Source organism: Granulicella sp. L46 (assembly GCF_009765785.1).
In the GTDB taxonomy this organism is placed as follows: domain Bacteria; phylum Acidobacteriota; class Terriglobia; order Terriglobales; family Acidobacteriaceae; genus Granulicella.
In genome coordinates this window covers 95,959-121,451 of record NZ_LMUT01000016.1, presented here as the reverse complement: position 1 = coordinate 121,451, position 25,493 = coordinate 95,959, and the positions used below count along the sequence as shown (strand labels likewise).

Genomic DNA, 25,493 nt, shown 5'->3' with positions numbered 1-25,493 from the left:
ACGCTACTGCTTCTGCCCTGGGCTTGGAGTACCCTTCGGCCCCCACGCTGCACCCTGAGATTTCTCTTGTTCCATCTGCTTATTCCGCGTCAACTCTCGCGACGCATCGATTGCCGGTTGCAGATCGTTACCGCGCAACGTCATCAGGAAGCTCACCAGCGCCTTGGTCTCGGATGGATTGAGCGCATTGCCATAAGCCGGCATGTTGCCACCACCCTGCAACACCTGCCGCACGATCTGATCCTCGGTCAGCCGCGTAGCCACCGAGTCCAATGCAGGACCACGCTGCCCGCCCACTCTATCCAACTCGTGGCAGTTGCGGCATTGCTTGTCCTGCAGCACCATCGCTCCCTGCCGCTCCAGCGGTGTTCGGTCATGCATATATTTCACCGGCACAGCGTCGCTCGACCACGCATCCATCACCGGACTCCACGGCGTATACGTTCCCAGCCGCGTAAAGATCCCGAGCGACACTGCGATCACAGAGACGGACAGCACAGCAACAGGCCGTCGAGCCCAGTGTCTTTCCCCCTCACTGGCAATCAGCGGCAGCATCAGCATTCCCGCAATCCCCACCACCGGGACGATCAGCAGCACCGGCGTCTCCAGCGCCGGAGGAAGGAACGCAAGCACCGCATAGATCCAAAGGAAGAAGAAGTCAGGCTTCGGCGCTGTCTGGATAATCGTTGGATCCGGCTGTCCACTTGGACCAAACGGCCCGAAGAAGAACGCGCAAGCCATCACCGCGAACAGAATAGCAGCCGCAAACACCGCATCCTTCCATGCAGCGTCGGGGACAAACGGCATGCCTGTCTTCTCGACCAGTTCGTGATACTCGCGCTCATACGTCGACTTACGCACCAACCGCCCCGGCATCGGCCAGTCGCTCACCCCATGCCGAAGCACCATCCATACATGCACCCCAACCCCAGCAAGCAGCAGGCCGGGAATCACAAACACATGCAACGTAAAGAAACGAGACAGCGTAGCGCCGCCAATAATTGGCCCACCAAGAACAAGATGCACCAGCTGCGCGCCAACAAACGGGACGCGACTAACGATCGAAGCCCCAATCCCCAAGCCCCAATACGCATCCTGGTCAAACCGCATCACCTGCCCGGTGAACGCCATGCCCAACGTAAGCAGTAGCAGTACAACGCCGACAATCCACGTAAGCTCTCGAGGAAACTTATACGCGCCAAACAGAAATACCTGCACCATGTGGATCAGCACGATGGCGATCATGAAGTCTGATCCCCAACCGTGCAACGCGCGCACATACCATCCCAAAGCGATGTTGTGGTTCAGGAAGTTTAAGCTCGTCCAAGCCTCATTCGCGGAAGGGCTATAAATCAGCGCCAGCAGAATCCCTGTCATCACCTGCAGGATCAGCAACACTGTCGCCGCACTGCCGAACACATACCACCAGCTCGCGTTGTTCGACGGAGTCGGATGCGCGGCTGCTTCACTAATCGGCTTGATGAGACCGAGCCGATGTTCGAGCCACTGATAGGCTGCGATGCCTTGCTCCTTCAGCCTTCCCATGTTGTTGACCTCGTCTCGGCTGCTACAGGCTCGATCTGGATTAGTGGCTTATCCTTGCACGATGCCTGGGTCGCGAGCGTTGGCATGTCGCCCGCATGGATCACCAATGAGTTCCCTGCGATCTTGTACTTGTATTCAAACAAGCCGCGCTCCGGAGGACCAGACGCTCTGCTACCGTCCTCGTAATACGCTCCACCGTGGCACGGGCAGAGGAATAACTTCGACTCCGAGAACCATCGCACCGGACAACCCAGATGCGCACAGTTGATGGCAAACACCTGGAATGTCTGCTCCGATACACGCCGAACCCAGCAAGGGACCTTCGCCGTTTCCCCATCGTCGAACGTCGCAACCGGGCTACGGAATTCAGCCAACCGCGTCTGGCCCACGGGAAAATCATTCACCTCCCCGATGCTGATCCAGGAACCGACACTGGATTTCTTCCTGGAGGCTGGTCCGAGCAGATATCCGATCAGAGGGACCGCAAGCACCGCGCCTACAACGGCATTCAACCCAACGGCAAGCTTGAACAGAAACACTCGACGCGTGTGTGCCTGCGCCTTGCCCTCCGGCGACAAGGCGTCGTTACTGGACTCTCCCGGATATTTTAGAAATTCGCTCATACTTGTCTCCGCACACTGGTGAGTGATCTATGGATGCGCATAAGGCCGGCCTGGAGCTGCGACTCGATGGGAAGCGAGCCACGCCACAATATCGGTAATCTCTTTGTCAGTCATGGGCCGTGAGCTCGCACCGGTCATGTCGGACCGCCAATCGGGCATCCCATAATCGGGCTGCCCAGCAATGATCAAGCTGCGCAGGCCCTGGTCGCTAGCAAGCGCAAGATAGGCAGGATCAACGAGGGAGCCAGTCGAATTCTCTTTTCGCTTGAGCCCGGTGCTGTCGTTGCCGTGGCAACTCGCACAGAAGGTAGTGAAGGCTTGCTGCCCCTTAGTTGGATCTCCCGAACTACCAGCATAAGGAGGAGCAGACTGTCCTTGAAGAGTCGCCGGCTTGCCCCATGCCGACTCAACTCCTTGCGCCAGGATCGCGATCTGTTGATCCGTCAGCATGCCGCCCTGGCTCTTAGCGAACGCCGGCATCAGGGTTCCAGGAACGCCATTAGCTGTCGCTTTCTGGATGATGTCCGTACCAGCGAGAGCCAGATAAACCGGATTCGCCAAGGAGATGGCAGCACCGTTCTTGCCCTGCTCACCATGGCAAGCCGTACAGTTCTGTTGATATAGAGCCGTAAAATTCGAGATCTGATCGGGACGTTGAGCCGCAGGCTCGGGTCTTGCGGGGACAACCTTGCAGCCCGCATCGAAGAGCACCACGACAGCGATCATGAACGAAGAAGCCAACGAGCGCAGATTCATCGCGTAATGTCCTCGTCCTTGGATTCGATCGGCTCTTCATAGTCCCGTTCGTTGAGATCACTGTGAAGCCCTGCACGAACGGAGAATGGGAGTGCTCGGAATTGCGAAGTGCGCACCTTCGCCTGTAGATTCACGACAAACCCGCAGACAAGACCAAAGGCTATTTGAGACACCACAAACCAGAACCATTCAATGCGCTGGTTAAGAATTGGACTGACTACCCCAATGGCTGAGTGCAAAATACCCGTGAACAATAAGGGAACCATGATGCCCGCAGTAACGATCGGGTACTTTGGGAACATGGGCAGCATTGCGCCATAGAGCAGACCAACAAGCAGCGAGGTAAGACCGTGAATCACGAAGGCGGCAAGCAATCCCCGTAGGTGGAATTCGCTCAGAAAGGCATCGCTTGCACCAGCCCAGCTGACAAAGCCTCCAGCAGCAAGTAAGTTCATGGCATACCAGATGCTGTGGTATCTGATAATGCTGAAGATAGCCGCTGGCACAGCCATCGCGATCCCACCTGCAATCCCACCCTTGATGCCGGTGGTGATTCGGAAGGTTTCTTCCGGGATGATCTTTCGGGAGGTCGCGTCTGCAGGCAATCTCGCCGCGACCGTTCGGGCACTCGAGATGAGTGTCTCTTCTGTGCTCACCTCGACAGCCTCGTGGGCTTCATGCGGAAGAACCTGCCGAAACCAGCCCACCATTGCTGCGAGTGCAAGCGCTCCTCCGAGTACACTCACAATACCGCTCGTTACCATGCCCGACATGACGAGAGCAATACCTAGAGCCAGCACCACTGGCCACGCGGTTGGCGATGGGAGCTGAATGCCGTGTTCCTGGTGCGGATGATCGACTGGCAATGCGCCTCCTCGCTGGTTATCTGCCCAGCACATAAACAACTAAAAATACGATGACCCAGACGCCATCGACGAAATGCCAATACAGCGACAGAACTTCAAGCTTCTCGCTGTGTTCTTCTTTCATCTCTCCGCGCACGGAGAAGAACAAAGCCAGGGAGAGGAGGATCAGGCCGACGACTACATGGGTCGCGTGCAATCCAACCAATGAATAGAAGGTGGTTCCAAATAAATTTGTCCTGATCGTCAGGCCATGTTTGTAGATCAGGTCGTACCACTCGTAAGCAGTACCTGCGATGAAGATCCCTCCAAGCAATACCGTCGCTGCCAGCCAGAGCGAACATAGGCCTTGCTTGCTTTTCTGCAGAGCCGATACAGCAGCATGAACCGTTAGACTGCTGGAGAGAAGGCAGATCGTTGTGAAGATTGGCAGCTCCAGCACGTCTTTCGGTGCCGGGCCAGTCAAACTCTTCCCGATATAAAAGATGTATGCCACGACAAAGATCACAAAGATGGCAACCTCGGCAATGATCAGGCACGTCATCCCTACGATTCCGCGGGACGGAAGCGTCCATACCTGATTTGGGCTGCCCGACTGCAACGCAGCTTCGCTCATGCGCCCTCCTTCTTCGTTTGTTGTGGAGAACCCTGTTCTATCTCGTAATCAAAGTCCGGGTCTTCAGGGTGTTTCAGATCCCATAATGGCCGACGGCTAGCGACAGTAGGTATCTCCGCGAAGTTATAGGACGGAGGTGGTGATGGCGTCGACCACTCCAACGTCCACGCATCCCAAGGGTCGGGTCCAGCAATCGGCCCTTTGAAGTAAGACCACACCATGTTGTAGACGAAGAGAAGCGTTGCCACTGTTTGAATGATGGCCCCACTGGAAACAAGCAGGTTCCAGATCATCCAACCGCGATCGGCCTCATAGGTATAGATCCGGCGTGGCATACCGAGCAGGCCTGGCACATGCATGAGATCGAACGTCAAATGGAATCCAATCACGAAGAGCCAGAAGTGCCACTTCCCTAGCCGCTCACTCAGCATTCGCCCGGTCATCTTTGGGAACCAATAATAGAAAGCGGAGAAGATCATAAAGAGAATTGCGCCCACCAGCACGTAGTGGAAATGGGCTACAACAAAATATGAGTTCCCAAGCTGCCAGTCGAAGGGGGCTACCGATAACATGATGCCGGTCAATCCAGCGATCAGAAATTGGAATAGAAAGCCAATGGCGAACATCATGGAGGCGGTAAATTGTATTTTGCCGCCCCACAAAGTAGCTAACCAATTGAAGATCTTGATACCGGTGGGCACCGAGATGATCATCGTGGCGAGCGTGAAGAAGGTGTTTCCGCCCGGACCGAGCCCGACAGTGAACATATGGTGAGCCCAGACACTAAGACTGATAAAACCAATTCCAACGGAAGCAGCTACCATCGCTGGATATCCGAAGATAGCCTTCCGCGAAAACACCGGAATAATCTCATTTGCGAAGGCAAACGCAGGCAGCACCAGGATATAAACTTCCGGATGTCCAAATATCCAGAAGAAGTGCATCCATAAAACCGCGGAACCACCAGCCTGCGTATCAAAGAAGTGAGAGCCGACGTAGCGGTCGAGCATCAACATGATCTGCGCAGCAGTTAGTGGACCGATCGCAACAAATGTCAGACCCGACATCACGAGGTAGATCCATGGCAGAAGAGGCAGCCGGCTCATCTTCATACCAGGGCACCGCATGCAGATGATAGTCGCAACGATATTCAGTGCCGTGCCGATAGATCCAATCCCCGTGAGTAATAGGGCCAGTGTCCAATAGTCTGTGCTATGGCCCGGGGAGAAAACGCGGGCCGTTAGAGGGGCATAGGCGAACCAGCCGACATCGGGTGCACTGCCAGCTCCATAAAGCCCACTTCCGCCGATATAGCTGAAATAGAGCAGAAACCCGGCGAAGGCAGATATCCAGAAACTAAACGCGTTCAACCGAGGGAACGCCATATCCCGGGCCCCAATCATCAGCGGGATCAAGTAATTTCCAAAGCCAAACAGAATAGGCATACCGACGAAGAACACCATGGTCGTTCCGTGCATGGTGAAGAGGCCATTGAAGACTTCTGGCGACACAAAGTGGTTATTCGGTATCGCCAATTGAATTCGCATCAGTAGCGCTTCGAACCCTGCAATCACCAGGAAGATCAGAGCATAGCCGATGTACATCAGGCCGATCTTCTTGTGATCAACTGTTGTCACACAGCCGTGCAGCACCTCAAGCCATAGCCGTCGTGGAACCTGCGCTATCTGGTCATGCACTTCATTTACCGGAATCTGGGTTGCCATTGTGATCCTTCCTCAACCCACTACTTGAGCGTGGTTAGGTAAGCCGTGACAGCATCTAGATCGTGACTGTCCAAATGCATAGGAGGCATGAGCGCGCCTGGTTTAAAATTCGCAGGATCGTCGATGAATTCTCGGAGATTCGCAGGAGTGTTTGGAACTGAGCCCGAAGCTATCGTCTCGCGACCTCCCACGTGAGTGAGATCGGGGCCAAATCTGCCTGTAGCCACGGTGCCCCGTATCGTGTGGCAGCTGATGCATGCGTTGTGCATGAAGACATCCCGGCCCACGGCGACAGTGGGATCATCTACCGCGGGCTGCCGCTGGTGTTCCACCCAGACAGTGAACTCTTGTGGAGTGTCGGCGTAGACGCGAATCAACATCTTTGCGTGTTGCACGCCACAGTATTGCGCACACTGTCCAAGGTACAAACCTTTCGTCTCGGGATCGATCCACATTGTGTTCACTTTGTTTGGGATGAGGTCCATCTTGCCGGCAAGTCTCGGCACCCAGAAGCTGTGATCTGTATCTGCTGATGACATGGTCAAGTAACTTGGCAGCGGGTGAGCATGGTCGCTGACCGGCACGTGTAATTCGTTAGCCGTCACAACTCCCAGTTGAGGATAGCGATATTCCCACCAGAACTGGTGGCCCACGACGGTGACATCCAAGGCGTTTGCTGGTCGTTGCGCGTGCTCAGTTGTGTAGATGACCCGCGTGGTGGCGAGAAACAACATCACTACGATAAGGATTGGAATTACTGTCCAGGAAAGCTCAATTTGATTGCTTCCGTAGATCTGAGGCGGCTCCTGCTCGCCTTGTCCGTCCGACGCGCGCGCTCGATATCTCACGAGCACGTATGCGAGAATTCCCGCCACAATCAGAAAAATTGCCGCCGTGATGCTGAGAACCAGCATGGACAGACTGAAGATGGAGCGTGCGGGTGTTCCCGCAGGGGCAAAGATATTGGTTGGATCAGCAATAAAGGCCGACAGTATTATTGCCGCGAAACCGGACCAGCCTTGACTCGCAAACATTTGTCTCCAGAAAGACGGCTAGCACTTTCGCGAGCTAACGTCTTTTGTGCTGTAAATCCATGAAACCGCTGAGTACATAACCTGCGGAGGCTTTCAATGGCGTAAGACAAGTATCTAATTCAATTTATACACCTATGGTTCTGCATTGGGCACAAAGCCGGAAACTGGATTACGAACAAATCCAGCAACGTCGTACATAGGGGTCTCACGTTCGAACATGTACTGCTACGGGCACAATTGAATACCGGCGTGTTGAATTCGTCATACTATTTCACGTCCAGCCAAGCATCCACTATGCGTCTAATCACATGAACAAACCCGAAGATTTGGTAAACTGCCTGGATTGCTGTACGGAGAGGTCAGGATCGGCCGCCGAATTGAGGGTAGGAAGTTCATCCCTCGCGATCCGAGCATTACGAAGTGTTTGAGTTCGAGCGCAGGGTTTCATTCCTGCTCGCAAATAATGTAAGATAGAACATCTGGGGGGACGTAGCTCAGTTGGTTAGAGCGCTGCCCTGTCACGGCAGAGGTCGCGGGTTCGAGCCCCGTCGTCCCCGCCATCAAACCTAAGGAAGTCAGGGGTTTGTGGCAATAGACCGAAGTGACAGTCACGAAAAAGCCGCTGGCGAGTTCCATCATCAGCTTGCCGTTTCGGGTTTCTCGCAGCGGTATGAGCCGTCTTCTCCCCTCTAGTAGCATTCGCATCACTCCGTAAGCAGCTTCCAGCTGGTTGTGATGCGGATCTCTATGCGCGGTCGATCCTCTAAACAGCCGAGTCAAAGCGGTTCACCAACTTGGCCGGGATTCTCTGCAAACTGGATTTTTGGGGCGATTTTACACGAAGAACCATCGGCCTAGACGCAACTGCAGCGCATACGAGGCATGCGAGACGTACCGAAAGGTTCCTGGGAGTTGATTATCTCGCCCTTCGGCTCCCCGCCATTCTTGCAGCCCCTTATCGTTCGAGATTTTCCATCTTTCGTTTACTATGGCGCATGGCCTCGCGACGACGTGCAGTTGACAAGGCATCTCCTCTGTCACAGCATTCCCGCCTCCCCGTCGTCTGCGTTGTTACCGTAGATAATCAGTTCGTCGAAGACCTGGGTCCGGAACTCATGCCCTGGTTTCAGATCGTACTTCGAGAGACCTACGAGGACCTTGCCCGATGGACGCGTGAATCCCAGGTTCAGGCCGTTCTACTCGATATCGATACTGGCGATAGCGACGACGAGCGCACCTACGGCGGCCTCTCTGTCCTCAACGAATTGCGTAGGCTTAACAGCGAGTTCGTACTCATCTCACTCAGCCGCTCTCGCACTCGTTCGGTCGAGAAACAGGCGCTCGAAGCAGGCGCCGACGCGCACTTTCGAAGTCCAGTCGACATCTCGGAGCTTCGACTGGCTCTGGTTGACCTCCTTCGCACACGAAGCGAGGAATCCGCCCGGCAGCATATGCGGCAGCAGGCCTTTGAGAACAGCCGATTCCAGGATTTCATCGGTGGAAGCGAATCGATGCGTACCGTCTACGATGCCATCCAACAAGTCGCCGGCAGCAACGTCAACGTATTAGTTCGCGGCGAAAGCGGCACGGGAAAAGAGTTAGTTGCTCGCGCCATCGTGGCTCTTAGCCCCCGCGCGAACAAGCCATACATCCGCCTGAATTGCGCTGCCCTTCCCCAGGATCTCATCGAGTCTGAGCTCTTCGGCAGCGAGCGCGGCGCTTTCACCGGAGCCACAGAGGCCCGCCCGGGCCAGATTGAATTGGCCGACGGCGGCACGCTCTTCCTCGATGAGATCGCGACCCTGACCCTGTCCCTTCAAACCAAACTCCTCCGCGTACTCGAGGACCACATGGTCCAACGACTCGGCGGCCGCACGCTGCGCAAGATCGATTTTCGTTTGATCTGCGCTACTAATGAAGATCTCGAGGAGATGGCCCGTACCGGACGTTTTCGCGAAGATCTTTACTACCGCATTCACGTCGTCCCGATACAACTCCCCCCGCTGCGCGAGCGTCTCGGCGATATTCCGATCCTGTGCGAACATTTTCTCCAGACCCACTGCATCTCCAATGGCGTTCCCATCAAACACATCGACGATACCGCCCTATCTGCTTTTGAACAACACATCTGGCCTGGTAATGTTCGCGAGTTAGAGAATCTCATTCAGCGCCTGGTAATCACGGTACGCGGAGAAGAGATTCAAGCCACCCATTTGCCATCTCGGCTGCTCGCAACCAACCTCGCCGCCAGCGAGGCGGCTCTGCTTCCTGAGTCAGGTTCCGACTTCGACCATGAGATTCAGCAGATGGAAGTCGCTCTCCTCAACGCCGCCCTTCGTCGCACTCAGGGCAATAAGGCGGCCGCGGCCCGGCTGTTGAATCTTGACGGTCAACGTATCAAGTATCTGTGTCGCAAATACGGCTTGGCGTAACGACTTTTGAGAATAGTCACTTTTTCACCTATGGATGGTTTATTTTTCACCTCTTTCGGATAATGGACCTGAAGAGGAATATCCGGATCATTTCCTACATCTCCTTTCTTTTGAGGGCTATATAGAAATTTTCGGAATCCGCTATCCGTTTGGCACATCGGTTGCACTTCATTTAGCCGTACAGCAGTTCAAATTCCTATTCGAGGTTACGATCATGGCAGTTTCCAAGAAGTCGATCATCAAGTCTTCCACCGCCAAGCCCAGCGCCATCAAAGCTTCCAAGTCCGCAACCGCATCGCCCGCTGCCCCCGCTGGGAAGATGGTCACCGCGCTGCGAGTGGCAAGGAACGTGAACCTCGCAAAGTCGACTGCGAATCTCGCGAAGTCGTCCGGGAAGCTCGCAAAGGTCACCCTGGCGAAAAGCACCGCCTTTTAATTGCTCGCGCCGTGGAAGTCACGGCGTGTAGAGGCGTAATCCACGATCGGTGACCAAAAGGTCACCGATTCCTTTTGTACTACCAAACATGCGTGCGGGCTACGTCCATCACTATCTGTTCAGCGCGTCCGGCGAGACTTCGTCGCGCACCAAACACTTTCGCTGGACCGACGGTACCCAGTGCCAAACGTGGACTTCCTGGCGGCAATTCAAGTTGAGCACAATAGAACGTCGGCAGCACGATCCCTTTATAGTCTTGATGCGCTACAAGGCCCTTCGGCAGCGTAGAAGCTTCTCCCTCGATTGACGTCAGGCGCAAGCGCAAAAATGAGAAAGCCCCTGGTAGCGCTATCGACACTTCATCGCCGGGGCGAATCCGATTTATCTCGCCTGCAGGAATGTAGAGCCGCATCCGCTCAATCGCTAGCCCCGAATCTCCACCGGCAATCGTAAGCAACGGCTCGCCGGAACCAACTTGTTGATACATCAATCCAACCGGCTGTGGAGTAACCACGCGTCCGTCCACAGGCGCTCTCACCGATAGCAGAGCTTGCGCTTCCTCCGCCAGATCCCCAGACCGTCGCGCGCCAGCCTCTTCCGCAGCTGACGCGCCAATCGACCGTCCCCCGAGCTGCGCCTCGACCGCGTGGTAGCGCGCCGAACCTATCGCCGCCTGCGAGTTCGAAGCCATCGTCGCGACGTCCGGACTCGACATATGCAGCAGTAGCTGCCCGCTCCGCACCGTCTCCCCCTCGTGCACGTACACCGCTTCCACTTTTCCGTTGACAGGCGCATGCAACGTCACGGGATTCGCGGCTTCAACGACAAAGTATGCATTCACACGATCCCGCATTACTGGTACAAACAGGACTACGAGCAATGCCAACGCAGCTCCCAGCGTCCGTGGTCGGCACCAAAATCGTCCGTTCATGTGGGTTTTCCCAAATTCCTTCGCCACGCCAGCCAGCGATTTCAACCGGCCTCGAAAAATCGCAATTGCCATAGCGCCCGCGGGAATCAAAGCAAACTCCTCCACAAATTTGGAGCTTACATTGTAGGAAAACCGGATCACAAAGAAGAGCATCATGTAGCTGTATGCCCCGGAGACCAACGCATAGACAACAAACAGCGGAGCACGCCGCCGCGGCACCGATGGCACTTCAGCCGGAAGCCGCAGAATACTGCTCTGAAACCACGCGGAAACAAAACTAGTCGACCGTTCCTTCAGATCAGGGATCTCAATCAGCTCGGTAAGAAAGTAATATCCGTCAAGCTTCAACAACGGATTCAGATTCATTACGATGACCGCCAAGCCGGTAATCAAAATCACCTTGTATGCGAGATCGTGCACAAACGCGCTAGGTTGCGTACTCGTCCACACGATCATCGCCACCCCACACACCACCATCTCCACCCAGATTCCCGCAATGATCGTTGCCAGCCGCTGAATCTTGGTCGCCGACACCCACGTCTCGGTTACGTCCACAAAAAACGCAGGCGTCAGGTACAGAAACATTAGCCCCATATTGTGGACTTCGCCGCCATAATGCTTGCAAGTCAAACCATGAGCGGACTCGTGAATGAATCCAAGGCCGAACAACAATACCCAGAACTCAGCAAAGTCCGCAAATGTCTTGTGCGTGAAGTTGTAGTACAGCGGAATATCCGGACCAAAATCCTTCCACTTAGCCACGAAGACCGCACCCTCAAAGCAGAACAGCAACACCACCACAAGGACACACCAGCGGCTATAGATGAATTTCCCCACGATCCCGTCCAGCCACGTTAGATACTTATCCGGGTCCCAGGCTGTAAAGCTGATGTGCGCCAAGTTGATCTTCGAGGTTCGATTCGCTTTTCGTCCTCTTTCCGCCTTGAGCCGGGCGCTGTACGCAATATTCTTTTCCTGAGGTGTCTTGAACCAGAAACCGGCCTCGTCCAGGATGGTCGCAAACTCCTCCGCTTCGCGCGCCGTCATAGCGCCACCCTGTTCCTCGTTAAACTTCTGCGCTATTTCGTCGTAGCTGCGGATCCCATCAAACAACTGTGCCAGCTGCCACTGCGGCGGCTGAAAACGAAAAAAGCTACCCTTGCTACGCTGCAGGATCCCAACGATGGGTTCTCCGTCGAGCACGTCTTCACGTGTCACCAGCTCTGGATCAAGACGAGGAGGACGCGCACGAGAGAGCCGCACCTTAGGGATCTCCGGTAATGCTGCGTCCAGCGCCTCACTGAGATTCATCGCTCTTGCGCCACCGTGTCTTTCGCGCTAACCGCTGCCCGCACCTGCATCGTCATTCCCGGCTTTAGCAGTGGCGACGGGTCGATTACCTCACCAATGACCTGCACGCTTCCACTCGCCGGATCTACCACTGGACTTACCCGATACACTCGACCCTTCTGTTTTAGCCTCGGATAATCCTCCGTCGTAAGCACCAAGCTCGCTCCGCGCTCGAACGCTCGCATCGCCGACTCCGGCACCGTAAACATGACATGCAGCGGCGCGGCCGCGGTAACCCAGAACAGCACGTCCCCTGTCTTCACCTCCTGTGCCATTCGCAAGGATCGCCGCCCGACTACTCCAGTGAAGGGCGCAATGATTCGTGACTGTGCCAGTTGAAGATTTGCCGCCTGCAACCTGGCCTCAGCGCCCGCCTCATCCGCCTTGTAGCGGTCTACTTCCGATACGGTTTCCGCCAGCTTGTACTTCACATGCTCCCAGTCCTCATCGCTGAGAATGCGGTCCGCTCGCAGGGCATCCGCGCGCCGCAGATCAGCCTCATCCACCTGCTGCTGCGACTGCCACTCCTTCACCTGAGCCTGCAGCGACGCTACCTTTGCCTTCTCCTCGTCGCACGCCGCAAGTAGCGCACGATCGTCCAGCAATGCCATGAGTTGGCCCTTCCGCACATGATCGCCAATGTCTACCACAACCTCTATTACGCGCCCATCGCGTTGAGCAGCGACATCTGCCTGCTGCTCCGCAACCAGTGGACCGGACGTGCTGAACGATCTAGGTGCAGTTGAATCGCCAGGCATTGGCACTCGCCCCGACGCCGGCGTCGTGGCCGCCTCCACTGCTGGCTGGGCTGTCGGCCGCGAGTCACAGCCGCAAACAGTCGCAACTGTCAGCAGGGACACTATGGCCGCCGCCCCAATGCTCACCGGCCATCGCAACAACGAAGAATTATTCATTGCATCACCAACCTATCCAGTTCCACAATGTCTGCCATATCCAAAGCGCCGGCTTGCGCAGCAGAACATAGCCTGCGGAACGGTAGCCAATGAAAATTTTTCCATGTCCACTCATCCCAGCACGCAGGGTTGCGTTCCTGTTCTCCAGTGGGACTCGTGCCGCGAACGTGCGCTCATCATTCACCGTCTGCGCAAGAGGACTAACAATGTTCACCACTCCGCGCCATGTCTGCTGCGGATAGCTGTCCAGCTTGATAACGGCTCTGTCCCCCGGCCGCACCAGCGCAACGTCACTTTGCGCGATCGAAATATCCATCACCACCGACGACAGATCCAGCACCTTCGCAAACGGATCCCCTGCATTTAAATGCTCCCCCGCCGCGCTTTGCAACGCCGGCGTCGCCACCAGGCCATCAATTGGCGAGCGCAGTTCCGCACTATCGACTCGACTTTGAGCCCTCGCAACCGCTGTCCGCAAATACTCCACCTGGGCCCGATCCTCGCCCGCCTGCGCCGAACCGCCAGCCAGACTCGCCTCCATTCCCAACTCAGCCGCCTCGTACTTTGCCTGTGTTGCGGCCAGATCCGCCTTCCACTGCCAGTCATTCATCGTCCCCAGTTGTTGTCCCGCCGTTACACGCTGGCCCTCCCGCACGGCGACCGCCTCCACATTGCCGTCGGTGGGCGCTGCAATCGTCACTAGGTGCTGTGGCTCCACCGTCGCCTCTCCCGATATCCTCATCGGCAGCGGGCAGAACAGCAGGAACAGCAGCACCGCTGCCGTCAACCCGCCGTAAAACAACCTCCGACTTCCGCTGGTCCGCAGAATCTCACGCTTCTTCTGCATCAGTGGCTCCAGCAATCCAATCAGCGGCACCTCGCGATACAGCAGCGCATTTCGAATAGCTACAGTCGCCTGGGCCGCCAGAATCTTGACCATCTCCATCTGCGCGGCGTCCAGAAAATCTGGGTCGCTCGCCGCATACAGGAGCATTCCTACGCGTCCCTGGTCGTCTACCAACGGTAAAGCGTACAGAGCGCGATATCCCGTGCCTTCGAAGTATCGTGCCACCGCCTCCGCGATCTCCTCCGCATTTTCCTGCTCGGTTTGGCGGGCATGCAGCACTGACGACTCCGAACTCAGCCAGCGCACAAGATCCTTTAGCCTGTCGACCTGAACGTCGCCCATTGGGATGCTCGCCATCCCAGAAACAGCCTTCAGCTGCAAGTTACCTCTGTTGTCCAAAGCGATCGCGGACAGCTCATACGGGAGCACACTCTGTGGGCTATTCACTATGATCTGTAGCAGGCGGTCCAACCTCAGTGTCGACGTAATCTCCGAGCTGACGTGGACCAGAGCCTCCAATATCTCCAGCTTTCGCTCGGCATGCATCAGGCTGGCGTTCTTCAGGGCATTGCTCACCGTCTCCGCCATCGCGGAGAGAAAAAATTGATCGTCCTCATCAAATACTTTCCCACCACCCCGGTTTACCGCTTCCAGGACGCCAACCTCTGATTCATCCTGCATCAACGGCACGACCAGCGCGTTCGTGACGCGCTCGGTCCGCTGCTCCTCGGAAAGCGACTCCAGCGCAGTATTCCGTTGCAACAATCGTGGGTCTTCGGCATCATCAATCAACAGCGGTTCGCCTTCGTGCGCCATCGTGGCTACGTAGCCTTCATCCGGGGTCTGGATCGCCCCTATTTCTACCGTGGCATCTTCACCATGTGCCGCCATCAAGCGCAGTTCATCGCCGTCGAAAAGCCAGAGATGCATCGCCTGGCACTCCAGCATCGCCGACGTCTTCGCCGGCGCCATCGCGATCACCGCATCCAGTTCCAGCGTCGCATTCAACGACTTTTCCAGGTCATATAGCTGGGTCATTCGGTGCACCGAATCCAACAGATCCTGCCGCTGTCGCTCAAACTCCTCCGCCGCAAGAATTGCCGGCCCTGCCAGCGTCACCAGGTCGGCCAGTCGTTCCAGCTCCGCCGCAGTGATTGGTTCCGCAAACGTCAACACTTCAATTAGCCCCACTACAGTTCCCGCCTGGGAAAATGGAACATACACCAGCGAAGCGATCGAACGCGACACGTTCACATGGGCATACTCCTCCCGTGGCACCTGGGCTCCCGAGTACACCAAAGATTCCTCGCGCCCGGCCAATAATGGAAGCACCAGATCGCTGTCCGCCGGCAGCATCTGTTCCCCCATGGACACCGGCCCCGCCATTCCCACTGGCAAAAGCATCGGTCCCTCGTCCCCCTCAAGCAACCTATGCACCAGGCAGGCGCTATCCTTGATGGATTCGACGACAGCAAGAGCAATCAACCGCGCCCGGACAGAGGAATCCGTAGCGGTGAGAAGCTCATTCGTCAGTTCCAGGGCGGGACGGCTGGGCATTGACATGGGAGAATTTCAAACAAACGTCTACGCAACATCGGGACCCGGTGCTTGACGGAAACAAGCCTGAAGCGTCAATCTCTGTAGACGGAGTGTAGCAAGCGCTCTCCCCGTTGTGAAATCATTCTTTCCAGCTTGCAGGAGACTTCGTGGATCTCGACATAAAGCAAAGCGGAAACACCTGCTCCCTTCGCATCAAAGGCCAGCTCAAGTCTTCCAACGTCCCGGAATTTGACGCAGCCCTCGAATCCGCCATCTCTAGTGGCTGCATCTATCTCATTCTTGATTTGGAGCAGATGCCTTTTATCGATTCCTCTGGCATCGGCGCAATCGTCAATGCGCTTCGGCGCACTCGACAAATAGGGGGCGATACCAAGCTCGTCAACCCCTCTTCTTTTGCCACGAAAACCTTCAAGATGGTTGGAATTCTCAGCCTCTTCGGCGTTTTTGCCACGGAACAAGAGGCAGTCGACGCCTGCGCAACGGCATAACCTTTGCTGTCGTCTTAGGTTCGCGTCTTTAGGGAAGTTCAAGCGCTTGGCGGCTTGCGGGACTTCCGCGATAAGTTATTCAGAGATTTGACGTTCCCCGGCCAGTCCTCCTAGCGTGGCAATTAATTCACCTTGGGAGATCACTCCGGACAATTTGCGCAGTTCGCGCGTACTACCGCCGTAAAAGGGATACCCTAATCGGTAACTTAATTGAAACTATAGAGTCTACCGTCGATGATTCAATCCACCTGCGGCGTAGCCCTCACTGGAATGTGAATGTCGATCTCCGTACCACAATTCAACTTCGAAACAATCGAGAACGTTCCGTTCATGAGCTTGGCTCGCTCGCGAATGCTGATGAGACCGAGCCCCCGTCCCTTGTTGACCGATTCGACATCGAAACCGACCCCGTCATCGCTAACGGTGAGTCGAATCTCCCCGGGCATTTCCAGGAGGTCTACGTTGACCTGCGAAGCTCGACTATGTTTCGCTGCATTGTGCAGTGCTTCCTGCAAAACGCGGTACAGGCAGAGGGCAACGTCGGGTGATACGGGGTTCGGCAAGTCTCCGCAATGAAACTCAATTTTGAATTTCTGCTTTTCTCCGAACTCATGGCAGAAGCCTCTCATGGCCACGACAATGCCCAGGTGATCCAACGCCGCGGAATGCAGCTCGTGAGACAAAGCCTGAATATCGGAACCCATCTCCCGGGCCTGTTCCCGCAGTCTGTCCACGCGGTGGAGGGCATCGCCGTTCAAGGTAGGAAGGTCCTTCTTGAGCAGGTCGAGTTCGATGGCGAGTAAGGCCATTCGTTGGCTGAAGTCATCGTGAAGCTCTCGGGCAATGCGGGTGCGCTCCTGCTCCTGCGCCTCAATCAACCTGCCGCTTATGCTGGAGAGCGCCTCTTCTGCGAGTCTGCGCTCCGTCACATCGATGCAGGACCCAATGTATCCGGCGAACGAGTTGTCGGAGTTGAATCTGGGCACTCCTATGTCGAGAAGCCAATGATATTCCCCGTCGCTTGCCCTGAGCCGATACTCCATCCTGAACGGCTCGCGCCGATCAAACGCCTCCGTATAGGTTTCCAGACACTGCAGAAGGTCGTCCACGTGGATCCCGTCCGCCCACCCGTTTCCCAGTTCGGCCGACAGTGGCCGTCCCGTGAAATCGAGCCAGGTCTTATTGAAATAGGTGTAGAGCTTGTCGGTGTCGGCCATCCAGATCAGCACCGGAGTCGTGTTCGACATTAAGCGGAAGCGCTCCTCGCTCTCTCGCAATGCAAATTCCGCTTGTTTTCGCTCAGTGATGTCCACGCCGATCCCGAGTGCGCGCGGCCGATCGCCATTGGCCGGAAAATAGAATTTCCCGCTATCAGAAAGCCATCGTATAGCGCCATCTGTACGCACCACGCGATATTCCGCTTTATACTCACTTCGGACTTCTATCGCCTCTACGATAATCTTCGATACGCGCTCGCGGTCGTCCGGGTGGAGGCGCTCCATGAATTCGCCCTCGCGGGCGAGGTAAGGATCCCCGCGAATCCCAAACGTCGGCTCCAGGTCGCCAAACCAAGTACTCTGTCCGTTGGCAAGGTCCCAGTCCCATCCCATGGATTTACCCGATCTCATCGCCAGAAGAAGCCTGTCGTGGGCTGCGGCAACATCAGAAGTGAACTCGCGGTTGGCAAGATGATTCTCGGCAGCGGCGCCGACAGCGAGAATGAATCCTGCCACCATGACCATGAGGAGACGAATCTCGTGGGTTCCAATCGGCTCACCCGTTCGGAACAGCTCCCACACGCCAACAGCCGGAACACTCAGTACCGCGAGCATTGCCAGAACAGAACTGTATGTGGGGTTTGCCGTGTCCAAGACCACTGCGTGATTTAGTTCCGATTTTAGCTTGCTTCCTTCAAGTCCGATCCAGAAAAACCAAAAGATGGAGGCAGTGAACATCATCCCGACGAAACCGCTTACAGACGGATAATTCGCTCCGGTCAGGTCGCCGGAAGGATCTTTCAACGCCGAAAGAACATTAGTGACCAGGGAAGCACAGGTATAGAGGGCCGAGGCACCCAACATGTGTAGGTAGATTCGCTTCCAGGGAAATTGCGACCAGAAAATCAACCTTCCGAGAATGGCAAGAAGAACGGCATTTTCAACAAAATAGATGGCCTCGAAACGTAACATCATTACCGTTGGCTCGTTTCCGTATTGATACGGGAACAGGTAGAACGTATATGCGAAAACCCACACAAACAGCATGATCAGAAAGTTCAGCGTCGACCGATACGGTCTCCGGCTAGGTAACTTCAAGTGAGGACGGGTAGCCATTGCTGCGATCATTAAGACGATGTGCAGAAATAGTGGTGGATTGGCGAAAAGGAACGACGAAATCCTGCCGTGCAGCACCACACGGTTGAACCAACCGCCAGGAACCACAGCCCACACTCCGAAGGCCGCTGCAAGGAAGGACCAGAATAATCGGGTCGACTGCCTGCTCTGCACCGCATTGCGGATGGCAACTCCGCTCGCCAGGAGCAGCAAGACGAGATAGCTGATGTCGCAGTATGCGACTAGGGCCGGACCTTGTCTAAGCGTGAGCGAAAGGACCGCCTGGACCGCCAGAAAAGCTCCCACGGCCACCCACGAATAGAACCGACGTCCGAACTTACGAGGAGAGGATGCGTTGAGCATAGTTCTTCCGGGACAACGGTTCAATCATGCCGAGTGCAATTAGTTGCCAACTTTAGCACGGCACGAAATTCACTGTCCGAGGCAGGATTAAGAAAGAATGTCGCCTCCAGGGGACGCCTGAAACATGAAAACGGTTACCGGAAACAACTAGCCGAAGTTCTCGAAAAGACGACTCTGCGGGCGCTTGACTCCGCGAAGCGGCCTCATCATTGCTCCCTAGACACGTGATGGTCGCGGGAATGAGGCCCGCGTTCACCATCTCCAGAAAAATCTTCGTCCATCAGCCTCTGGTCAGAATTCTCTAACTGGATCTCCCGCTTACCTTGTTTTTTCAATGAGGCGTTCACGTTCTCCGGGCTTTGTGAGTACAAGGTGAACGAGTTGAGTGTTGTAGCGCCGGACGATGGCGCGTTGAATTGAGGTTTGAGTTTGGATCCTGCGACTACAACACTCCGGCGCGCACTCGATAACACTTGGACCACTCTGAAGTAGAAATCAAGTCTAAATGCCCTCCTAAGAGCAGGACATGATGCTCCCATTTCAAACTCTCAGCGCACTCCCACTTGATCGAACGTTTCCGTCAGTACAACATACTCCCTGTCGTCATAGAGAAGCGTATTCGGGAACACCTTCAATAGTTCATCGTCTCAGTTAGGAGTGCGTTTGGCCAAACCCAGAAAACCAAAGCCACCGACCAGTTTGCTAGCGTGCAGCGCCAGTCGTGAAGCACAACAGCAATTCTTCGAGCATGTAAGATGGCTGGACATATCGTAATTGCCGAAAATCCGACTTTGAAGGAAGGTCGCGAACCATCCGCTGCACCCCCATCTCCGACCGCTACCTCAACGACGGCCCAACCTCCTAAGTGCATTGAGCGGCGAAGTTGCCGAAACCCGACTTTCTAGGAAGCTCGGCCTCTCGCTTGATGAAGACGATAGCGAGGTAGGATTGCATAAGATCGGAGCCTTCAATCACTTGTTTACGAGACGCATCGTTGGATACTTGACTGATGCCGCTGCTGCCACTCTCATTTACGTGATCTGGGATGCCTGTGTCACGCATTTGAGCGTCGCGCCTAGCGGTCGACCATCCATCTTCTTTGAAATCGGATTCGTAATATTCTTCGCAATTTTGAGGGCTTCGGGTTGGCCATGCATTTGATCGCGCCTCTTTGGTGTCTAGTGACGTTATTGCCCAATTTGTCGCCTCGCTTAGGGCGCTGTACTTCTCGACGATGGGTGCTGCCCTTATCTTCCTCGTTGGCTGTGCAATGTCCTCCCTGGCTCCGAAGCCCCTATTCATTGAAGACCAGACGTTCTTTGAAGGCTTTAGGATCGCGGTAGAACGGCAGGGCCTCGTTTTCTTGCTTGCCGGTGCAGTTTTCGGTTGCCTCTATTGGCTGGTCAGCGAGCGGACGCTGCGTGTTTCTACAATGCAGTCTGAATAGATGAGACAAGCACATTCCGCAGGTGTATCCCTCGGCTGCCCATTTGCCGCAAAACGGCATTTTATTAGGAAAACCCCACTTGCTGAAAACATCGGTTCTTTCCAGCTGTCGTACTAACAGGCCCGATCTAAGTCTATCTTTATCAACATGGATCCGAAGAAATCTTTTAGAAGCCACTTCCCTTTAATCATAATTAGCTTTCTGAACGCGGTATGAAGGTGAACGGAAACGCTATGGAACCGCGACCGCTCCAGCCGCTTCAACATTTATTCAGCCCAAGCTGCAACAACGATCGCTTTCCTTATTGGAGCTGATCCCTCGATGGGATGGGAGACCACCGTGCTTCCTCCTGCGGAGACAACTCAATCCTAGATTTTGCTCCCACAATCGTTTGGCCCGAGTTCTTCAGCAGTTTAAACTCAGTCGTGCCGACATAAAGCGCCGACAGATCGACCATAAAGCGCCGCACCTTCTCGGAGCGGTTCTTCAGCAGAAATCCTGTTTCAGCGTAGCTATAGTTCACGTTGTATTGCGGGATACCGAACTGCACGTTGCCATAGCCTTGGAGATACGGGTGAATCGATAGATCGCCGTCGACGAAAGGTGTGAACCCTAAATAGTTTGAGATGAGTACCGAGGTGTAAACACATGGATACTCGTAATACATCTCAGCTCCGTGCCAATCTTTTCCATCGACGTAATAGACAGAGTCCATATCATATCGTTCACCCATGAAGTAACCGCTCTGCGCCGCTTCATTCGCAACGGCCTTGAGTTGTTTCAGAAGCACATCGTTCCGATCTCGCGATTCCCAGAACGCCGCGTCCCAGTACCAATACCTCCCGGCAGCACTCAGATCGTACGGTCCCCCGTTCCCAATCTCCGATTTCGTATAATCGGCAATATCGGCCGCCACGAAACTTGGAAATTTCTCAAACGCGACAAACTTTTCATCGATCAGTCGGCGGACCGCATTGGCCTGCGCATCCGAGGCATATCCGAACAGCACAGGAAGTTCATTGGACAAGAGATGAATGTGATCGTGAGCTTGTCCGTTCCGATCGACCCAATCGATAAAGCACTGACTCTTCTCATCCCAAAATCCCAACGGAAGAGGCTGCACCAGCGCGGTGGCAATTCTTTTCGAATAGCCTGAGTAGTAGATGGCCTTGTCTTTCCGGCCCAGGATGTCTTCCATGTTGGCCAGCAAGCCAAAGGAATAAGCTGCAAACGCCCCCGCCTCGGTTTCCCGCCCATCTTTAATCACTTGATCTTCGTAATAGACGTCGGACCATACACGGCCATACTGATCCGTGTTTGCGATGGTCAACGACGCAGCATTTTCCAGGTTGCCAATATTACTCCCTAGCCACGCAGCGTCTTTCGTGGCTCCGTAATAGCGCCAAGACTCGTCCAGTATCTCGATGTTGCCCGTCAACAGAAACATTTCAGCATTTTCATGATTGTCCAGGCTATTTCTGCGGACATGATATTCACGCAATCCAGAAGGCTGAACCGCGCATGGAATGCGAAACAGCTTCTCTGGATCGTCGTTCATCACTTTGAACTGAAGCGCAATCATGCGCCTGACAATCTCCAGATCGAGCGCAGATCCCATCGCTAGCCGGCCTTTGATCTGAAATTCGTGATCGACGTCCGGATACGTGCCCCCATAGGACTTGGGGTTCAAGGTGCTGATCACATAACCATCGCTATAGGGATAGTTCTTCGCCTTCGTCTTTTCGACGACCGACGGCAAAATCGTTCCCCAGTAAAAACCGGCTAGGGCGTTTTCAAGCACCTCGCCGTCCTTGATATGGAAGGAGTAACGATTGTTAAAGGTGTCGCTGTGTGGGCGGGCTTCTGATTTATACAATTCAAACTTGTTGCCGCTTATACGGACTTTCAAAACATCGTCAAGCGAGGCGGCAACCGAATCACCACTTTGAAGTTTGATGTACCAGGAATTTTCCCGGGACGATGGGTCTTCAGGCAGCACCCAGAGGTTGGTGTTGACTTCAATCTGGCTGCCGGCTGCGTGAATCGGCAATACCCATAATTGATTCAAGTCGCGATTGACGCCAACACCCTGACACGACTTGAAGATCATGCTGATCGGTAGGTGGGTGTCTTTTCTTGTAACTACATAGTGGTCGCCGACAGATTGGATGTCTCCATTTTCGATGGACTGAAAAATGCTGTCCGCCTGCGCGTGGCCTTGTGGGCTTCCTGCTGGCAACGGGGTTTGCGCTTCTGAAAGATCTGTCATCCACACGAGGATGAGCGCTAGGATCAGTTTTTTCATTAAGTGACCTGGATTAACATCGTTCGACTTTCTCGGAAGGCAATGCGGTTCCATTCTGTTCGTAGCTAACCGCTACTGCGGTGCCGCGCTCGGCGGCGAGTTGAGTATGTTCGCGGCACTCTGCATCTGAGCCATAGCTCGAGAGCGAGCGTCATCAAGGTCATGTTGGCGCTTATCGGTCTCCGGATGGTTAGGCGCGGCTGAGTTTCGCCCATTCTCTTTTTGATCCTGAACGTTTGCGGCTAACGAATCAGCCATTGCCTTTACGTCCGCCAGCGCTGTGGGCAGAGTCTCGCGTAGATGACGTAGTTCCTCGCCAGCGCGCTCAGGGTGATACTGTAGGCGAGTGCCGGCCTGCATGATGTCGATCAGACTGTCAGGAGACATTCCTGCCGGCCAGGTCAGGTTCAGCGTGTCGTACGTGTCGCGGAGGCGAGTCATCGCGCCAGCGAAGCCCGAAAGCTCATGCCAGCGCTTCACTAGCGTCGGGTCGCGCTCTACAACAATCTCGACAGAAGTACCCGCCGGGAGCCGTGGCGTGTGCACGATTGTGGTGAGCGTGTTCCCTTCATAGGTCCATCCCGTTGATGCGTCCTTCCTGGACACATCAAGGTTCCGCGGGAGTGGCTTGCCGTTCACGCTCACGCGAAGGGGCGGCCAATCACCAGGAAGGTGAACTTCATAGGCACGTTCTCCCGGCTTGCCTGGGTAGGTTCCGCGCGCCGCGGCGATCGTAATGCGCGAGGTCGAAGCTTGTTGGGTCGCATCGATGCGAGTACGCGCGAACTCGCCCACTTCATAAGCGCGGCCGTCGCTACCGTCTTCATAGAGCGTGTAGCTGCTGCTCCCGTCCGACCCTCTAGGCGCGACAGATACGATCAGTGGGTCAACAGGCTTTTGACCGGTGTATTCCATCGGAGGCTGCATAGGAACGATGGCTCCGGCGCGCTCATATATCGGTATCTCCGACAAGGTGAAGGCTTCCGTTACGATCTGATCTCCATGCAGCATGCGCCCGGTGTCCGCCTCAACCCATTCTCCTTCGGGCAGCCACACTGATTGCTCAGACTGTTGCGTGACTGGCTCGGCCGACGCCGTAATTGGCGCGACCAGCATGGACTCGCCAAACACATATTCGTTGCTGTGTTGGTAAGCTTCTGGCGATTCCGGCCAGTCGAAATAGAGAGGATGGAGAAACGCGACACCTGTGTCGTAGGTCCGCCGCGCTTCCGTATAGATATAGGGAATCATCGCATAACGGCGCTGAATAGCCTCGCGCATGAGACCTGAGTAGGGTTCCGGATAGGCCCACACCCGACGCTCGGAGTCGGCATTCTTGGTGGTATGGGTACGAAGGATGGGTGAGAGCGCACCAAATTGTAGCCAGCGTAGATACAGTTCGGGTTCCACGACACCTGGCATGTGGCCGCCGATGTCGTGGCTCCAAAAGGCGTAACCGACGTTCGCGGCCTGGGCGGTAAAGCCCGGCTGGAAGGCGAGCGATTCCCAGACTGAAACCGTGTCGCCCGAGAATCCTATTTCGTAGCGGTGGTTGCCAAGACCGCCCCAGCGATGAAACAGGAGCGGCCTCTTGCCCTCGCGCGCCTGATCGGTGAAGTGAGTGTAGTTCAACCACCAGGTCGGGTTCACACCCTTGATGGCTGTGGTTTCATCCTGCTGCCAGTCGAGCCACCAGAAATCCACGCCCTGCTTTTCCATCGGGTGGTGCAGGATGTCGAAGTAATTACGAGCGAAGGTTTGGTTGGTGATGTCGAAGGGGACGTACTTTTTGTCGGCGGGGTTCTGGCCCATGGCCTTTGCCATCGCGGGATACGCATCCTCGAACGGCTGCACCCCACTGGCAGGATGAAGGTTGAGCGTGACCTTGAGACCGTTGTCGTGAAGGCCGTTGAGAAACGCTACCGGGTCGGGAAAGAGGAGCGGATTCCAGGTATAGCCAGTCCACCCGAGGGTTTGGCCTGCTTGATCCACCGCATGCGTTGAGCGCTTATCGCTGAAGGTGTTGTGCCAGTCCATATCGATAACTAACACGTCGAACGGGACGTCGTTTTCGCGAAAACCCTTGACGAGTTCATTGAGCTCTTGATCGCTGTAAGCCCAGTAGCGCGACCACCAGGCGCCAAACGCAAAGCGCGGTGGCAAGGGAATGCGGCCTGCGACTCGAACGAAATCCGCCAGTGCGGTCTTGTAGTTGTGTCCGTATCCGAAGAAATACCAATCCTGACGATCTCCGGCGGGACGCTCCATGACCCACGGCCAGGCACTGTTTTCGCCTTTCTGAAAAGAAAAGTCGGTTGAGTCAAACAGCGGTCGCGTGGAATCGTCGACTACTACCCAGCCGTCGCGCGAGATAAGACCTGGCCCAATCGGCTCGCGAGTCTTTCCGCCGAGCGCGCCGTCGAGTGTGCGCGTTGTGCCCATGAGGTTGCCGTCCTCGCGGTCACCGGGATGCCAGGTAACGGAGCCGCTCGGGAGGGTAAGTGAAACTGAGAGATTTTGCGCGTCGAACTTGCCTGGACCAACAGGAGTGTATTTCAGGTCCAAGGCTTCGGTGCGTATCTCGACTCCATCGCCAAGTTTCGTCGTGGAGAATTGCGGCACGGGCAGATGCCTATCCAGAAAAACGAGGCTGGCGTGATCTTCGAATTTTCCGTCGGCGGCCCACTCCAAGCGAATCATCTGTGGCGTGAGGACTGTGAAGCGCGCATGGCCTACTGTGACGATCGCCTTTAGATCCGCGACGGGGTTATAGACTTCGGTGTGGTTTGGCGTTTGCGCGTGAACGACAGCGGCCAGGAGAAACACGTTGCAGCATAAAAGTCGGATACGCGTGGGCAGCATGATTTATTCGGGTGTCCTTGAGTTAAGCATCGTGTCTCAAGCCGGGAGAGAGGGTCTTAGGCGT

The 25,493-nt window shown here is 55.4% G+C and carries 18 protein-coding genes and 1 tRNA gene; 4 read left to right on the top strand and 15 right to left on the bottom strand.

What is annotated here, in order from left to right; genetic code table 11:
- Positions 1 to 3 precede the first annotated feature (3 nt).
- Genes GSQ80_RS17630 through coxB form a run of 7 tightly spaced genes read right to left on the bottom strand, consistent with a single transcriptional unit; the run spans position 4 to position 7,161 of the window.
- A complete protein-coding gene (locus GSQ80_RS17630) occupies positions 4 to 1,545 on the bottom strand; it encodes a cytochrome b N-terminal domain-containing protein (RefSeq protein ID WP_158788980.1) in 1,542 nt (513 codons plus the stop codon).
- The gene (locus GSQ80_RS17625) at positions 1,533 to 2,168 is read right to left on the bottom strand and encodes a ubiquinol-cytochrome c reductase iron-sulfur subunit (RefSeq protein WP_158788979.1); all 636 of its coding nucleotides are present in this window, start codon (positions 2,166 to 2,168) and stop codon (positions 1,533 to 1,535) included. Before GSQ80_RS17625 ends, GSQ80_RS17630 begins: the two co-directional genes overlap by 13 nt.
- Positions 2,169 to 2,195: 27 nt before the next feature.
- Positions 2,196 to 2,924, bottom strand: a complete 729-nt coding sequence (locus GSQ80_RS17620; RefSeq protein ID WP_158788978.1) for a c-type cytochrome — start codon at positions 2,922 to 2,924, stop codon at positions 2,196 to 2,198.
- A complete protein-coding gene (locus GSQ80_RS17615; RefSeq protein ID WP_158788977.1) occupies positions 2,921 to 3,790 on the bottom strand; it encodes a hypothetical protein in 870 nt (289 codons plus the stop codon). Before GSQ80_RS17615 ends, GSQ80_RS17620 begins: the two co-directional genes overlap by 4 nt.
- A 16-nt stretch (positions 3,791 to 3,806) precedes the next feature.
- Positions 3,807 to 4,403, bottom strand: a complete 597-nt coding sequence (locus tag GSQ80_RS17610; RefSeq protein WP_158788976.1) for a cytochrome c oxidase subunit 3 — start codon at positions 4,401 to 4,403, stop codon at positions 3,807 to 3,809.
- Positions 4,400 to 6,127, bottom strand: coding sequence for a cytochrome c oxidase subunit I (ctaD, locus tag GSQ80_RS17605; RefSeq protein WP_158788975.1), 1,728 nt, complete (start codon positions 6,125 to 6,127; stop codon positions 4,400 to 4,402). The genes GSQ80_RS17610 and ctaD overlap by 4 nt, the downstream gene beginning before the upstream one ends.
- 20 nt (positions 6,128 to 6,147) lie before the next feature.
- Entirely contained in the window at positions 6,148 to 7,161 is a 1,014-nt protein-coding gene (gene coxB / locus GSQ80_RS17600) for a cytochrome c oxidase subunit II (RefSeq protein ID WP_158788974.1), read from the bottom strand.
- A 483-nt stretch (positions 7,162 to 7,644) separates the two neighbouring features.
- On the opposite strand from coxB, the gene GSQ80_RS17595 reads away from it, so the two are divergent.
- The 3 genes from GSQ80_RS17595 to GSQ80_RS17585 all read left to right on the top strand — a co-directional run bounded on the left by GSQ80_RS17595 (position 7,645) and on the right by GSQ80_RS17585 (position 10,029).
- Positions 7,645 to 7,721: transfer RNA gene (locus GSQ80_RS17595), tRNA-Asp, on the top strand.
- Between the two features lie 435 nt (positions 7,722 to 8,156).
- Positions 8,157 to 9,593, top strand: a complete 1,437-nt coding sequence (locus tag GSQ80_RS17590; protein WP_158788973.1) for a sigma-54 dependent transcriptional regulator — start codon at positions 8,157 to 8,159, stop codon at positions 9,591 to 9,593.
- Positions 9,594 to 9,807: 214 nt separating this feature from the next.
- On the top strand, positions 9,808 to 10,029 hold the full coding sequence (locus GSQ80_RS17585) for a hypothetical protein (protein ID WP_158788972.1): 222 nt from the start codon (positions 9,808 to 9,810) through the stop codon (positions 10,027 to 10,029).
- 79 nt (positions 10,030 to 10,108) lie between these two features.
- On the opposite strand, the gene GSQ80_RS17580 is transcribed toward GSQ80_RS17585, so the two are convergent.
- Genes GSQ80_RS17580 through GSQ80_RS17570 form a run of 3 tightly spaced genes read right to left on the bottom strand, consistent with a single transcriptional unit; the run spans position 10,109 to position 15,634 of the window.
- Positions 10,109 to 12,271, bottom strand: coding sequence for an HlyD family efflux transporter periplasmic adaptor subunit (locus GSQ80_RS17580; RefSeq protein ID WP_158788971.1), 2,163 nt, complete (start codon positions 12,269 to 12,271; stop codon positions 10,109 to 10,111).
- Entirely contained in the window at positions 12,268 to 13,224 is a 957-nt protein-coding gene (locus GSQ80_RS17575; RefSeq protein ID WP_158788970.1) for an efflux RND transporter periplasmic adaptor subunit, read from the bottom strand. Before GSQ80_RS17575 ends, GSQ80_RS17580 begins: the two co-directional genes overlap by 4 nt.
- 4 nt (positions 13,225 to 13,228) lie before the next feature.
- Positions 13,229 to 15,634, bottom strand: a complete 2,406-nt coding sequence (locus GSQ80_RS17570; protein WP_158788969.1) for an efflux RND transporter periplasmic adaptor subunit — start codon at positions 15,632 to 15,634, stop codon at positions 13,229 to 13,231.
- Between the two features lie 143 nt (positions 15,635 to 15,777).
- Here GSQ80_RS17570 and GSQ80_RS17565 point away from each other — a divergent pair, with 143 nt between their 5' ends.
- Complete coding sequence (locus GSQ80_RS17565) at positions 15,778 to 16,119, top strand: STAS domain-containing protein (RefSeq protein WP_158788968.1); 342 nt, start codon at positions 15,778 to 15,780, stop codon at positions 16,117 to 16,119.
- 239 nt (positions 16,120 to 16,358) lie between these two features.
- On the opposite strand, the gene GSQ80_RS17560 is transcribed toward GSQ80_RS17565, so the two are convergent.
- From GSQ80_RS17560 to GSQ80_RS17545, 5 genes are all read right to left on the bottom strand, one after another.
- Positions 16,359 to 18,815 (bottom strand): PAS domain S-box protein, encoded by a 2,457-nt coding sequence (locus GSQ80_RS17560; protein ID WP_216850420.1) that lies wholly within the window; start codon positions 18,813 to 18,815, stop codon positions 16,359 to 16,361.
- Between the two features lie 1,031 nt (positions 18,816 to 19,846).
- Positions 19,847 to 19,972: a hypothetical protein gene (locus tag GSQ80_RS23690; RefSeq protein WP_256369911.1), complete on the bottom strand. Its 126-nt coding sequence runs from the start codon at positions 19,970 to 19,972 to the stop codon at positions 19,847 to 19,849.
- Between the two features lie 137 nt (positions 19,973 to 20,109).
- Positions 20,110 to 20,439 carry a hypothetical protein gene (locus GSQ80_RS17555; protein ID WP_158788966.1) on the bottom strand — a complete coding sequence of 110 codons (330 nt, stop codon included), beginning with the start codon at positions 20,437 to 20,439 and terminating at the stop codon, positions 20,110 to 20,112.
- A 124-nt stretch (positions 20,440 to 20,563) separates the two neighbouring features.
- The gene (locus tag GSQ80_RS17550) at positions 20,564 to 22,567 is read right to left on the bottom strand and encodes a hypothetical protein (RefSeq protein WP_158788965.1); all 2,004 of its coding nucleotides are present in this window, start codon (positions 22,565 to 22,567) and stop codon (positions 20,564 to 20,566) included.
- 72 nt (positions 22,568 to 22,639) lie between these two features.
- The gene (locus tag GSQ80_RS17545; RefSeq protein WP_158788964.1) at positions 22,640 to 25,429 is read right to left on the bottom strand and encodes a glycoside hydrolase family 31 protein; all 2,790 of its coding nucleotides are present in this window, start codon (positions 25,427 to 25,429) and stop codon (positions 22,640 to 22,642) included.
- Positions 25,430 to 25,493: the final 64 nt, after the last annotated feature.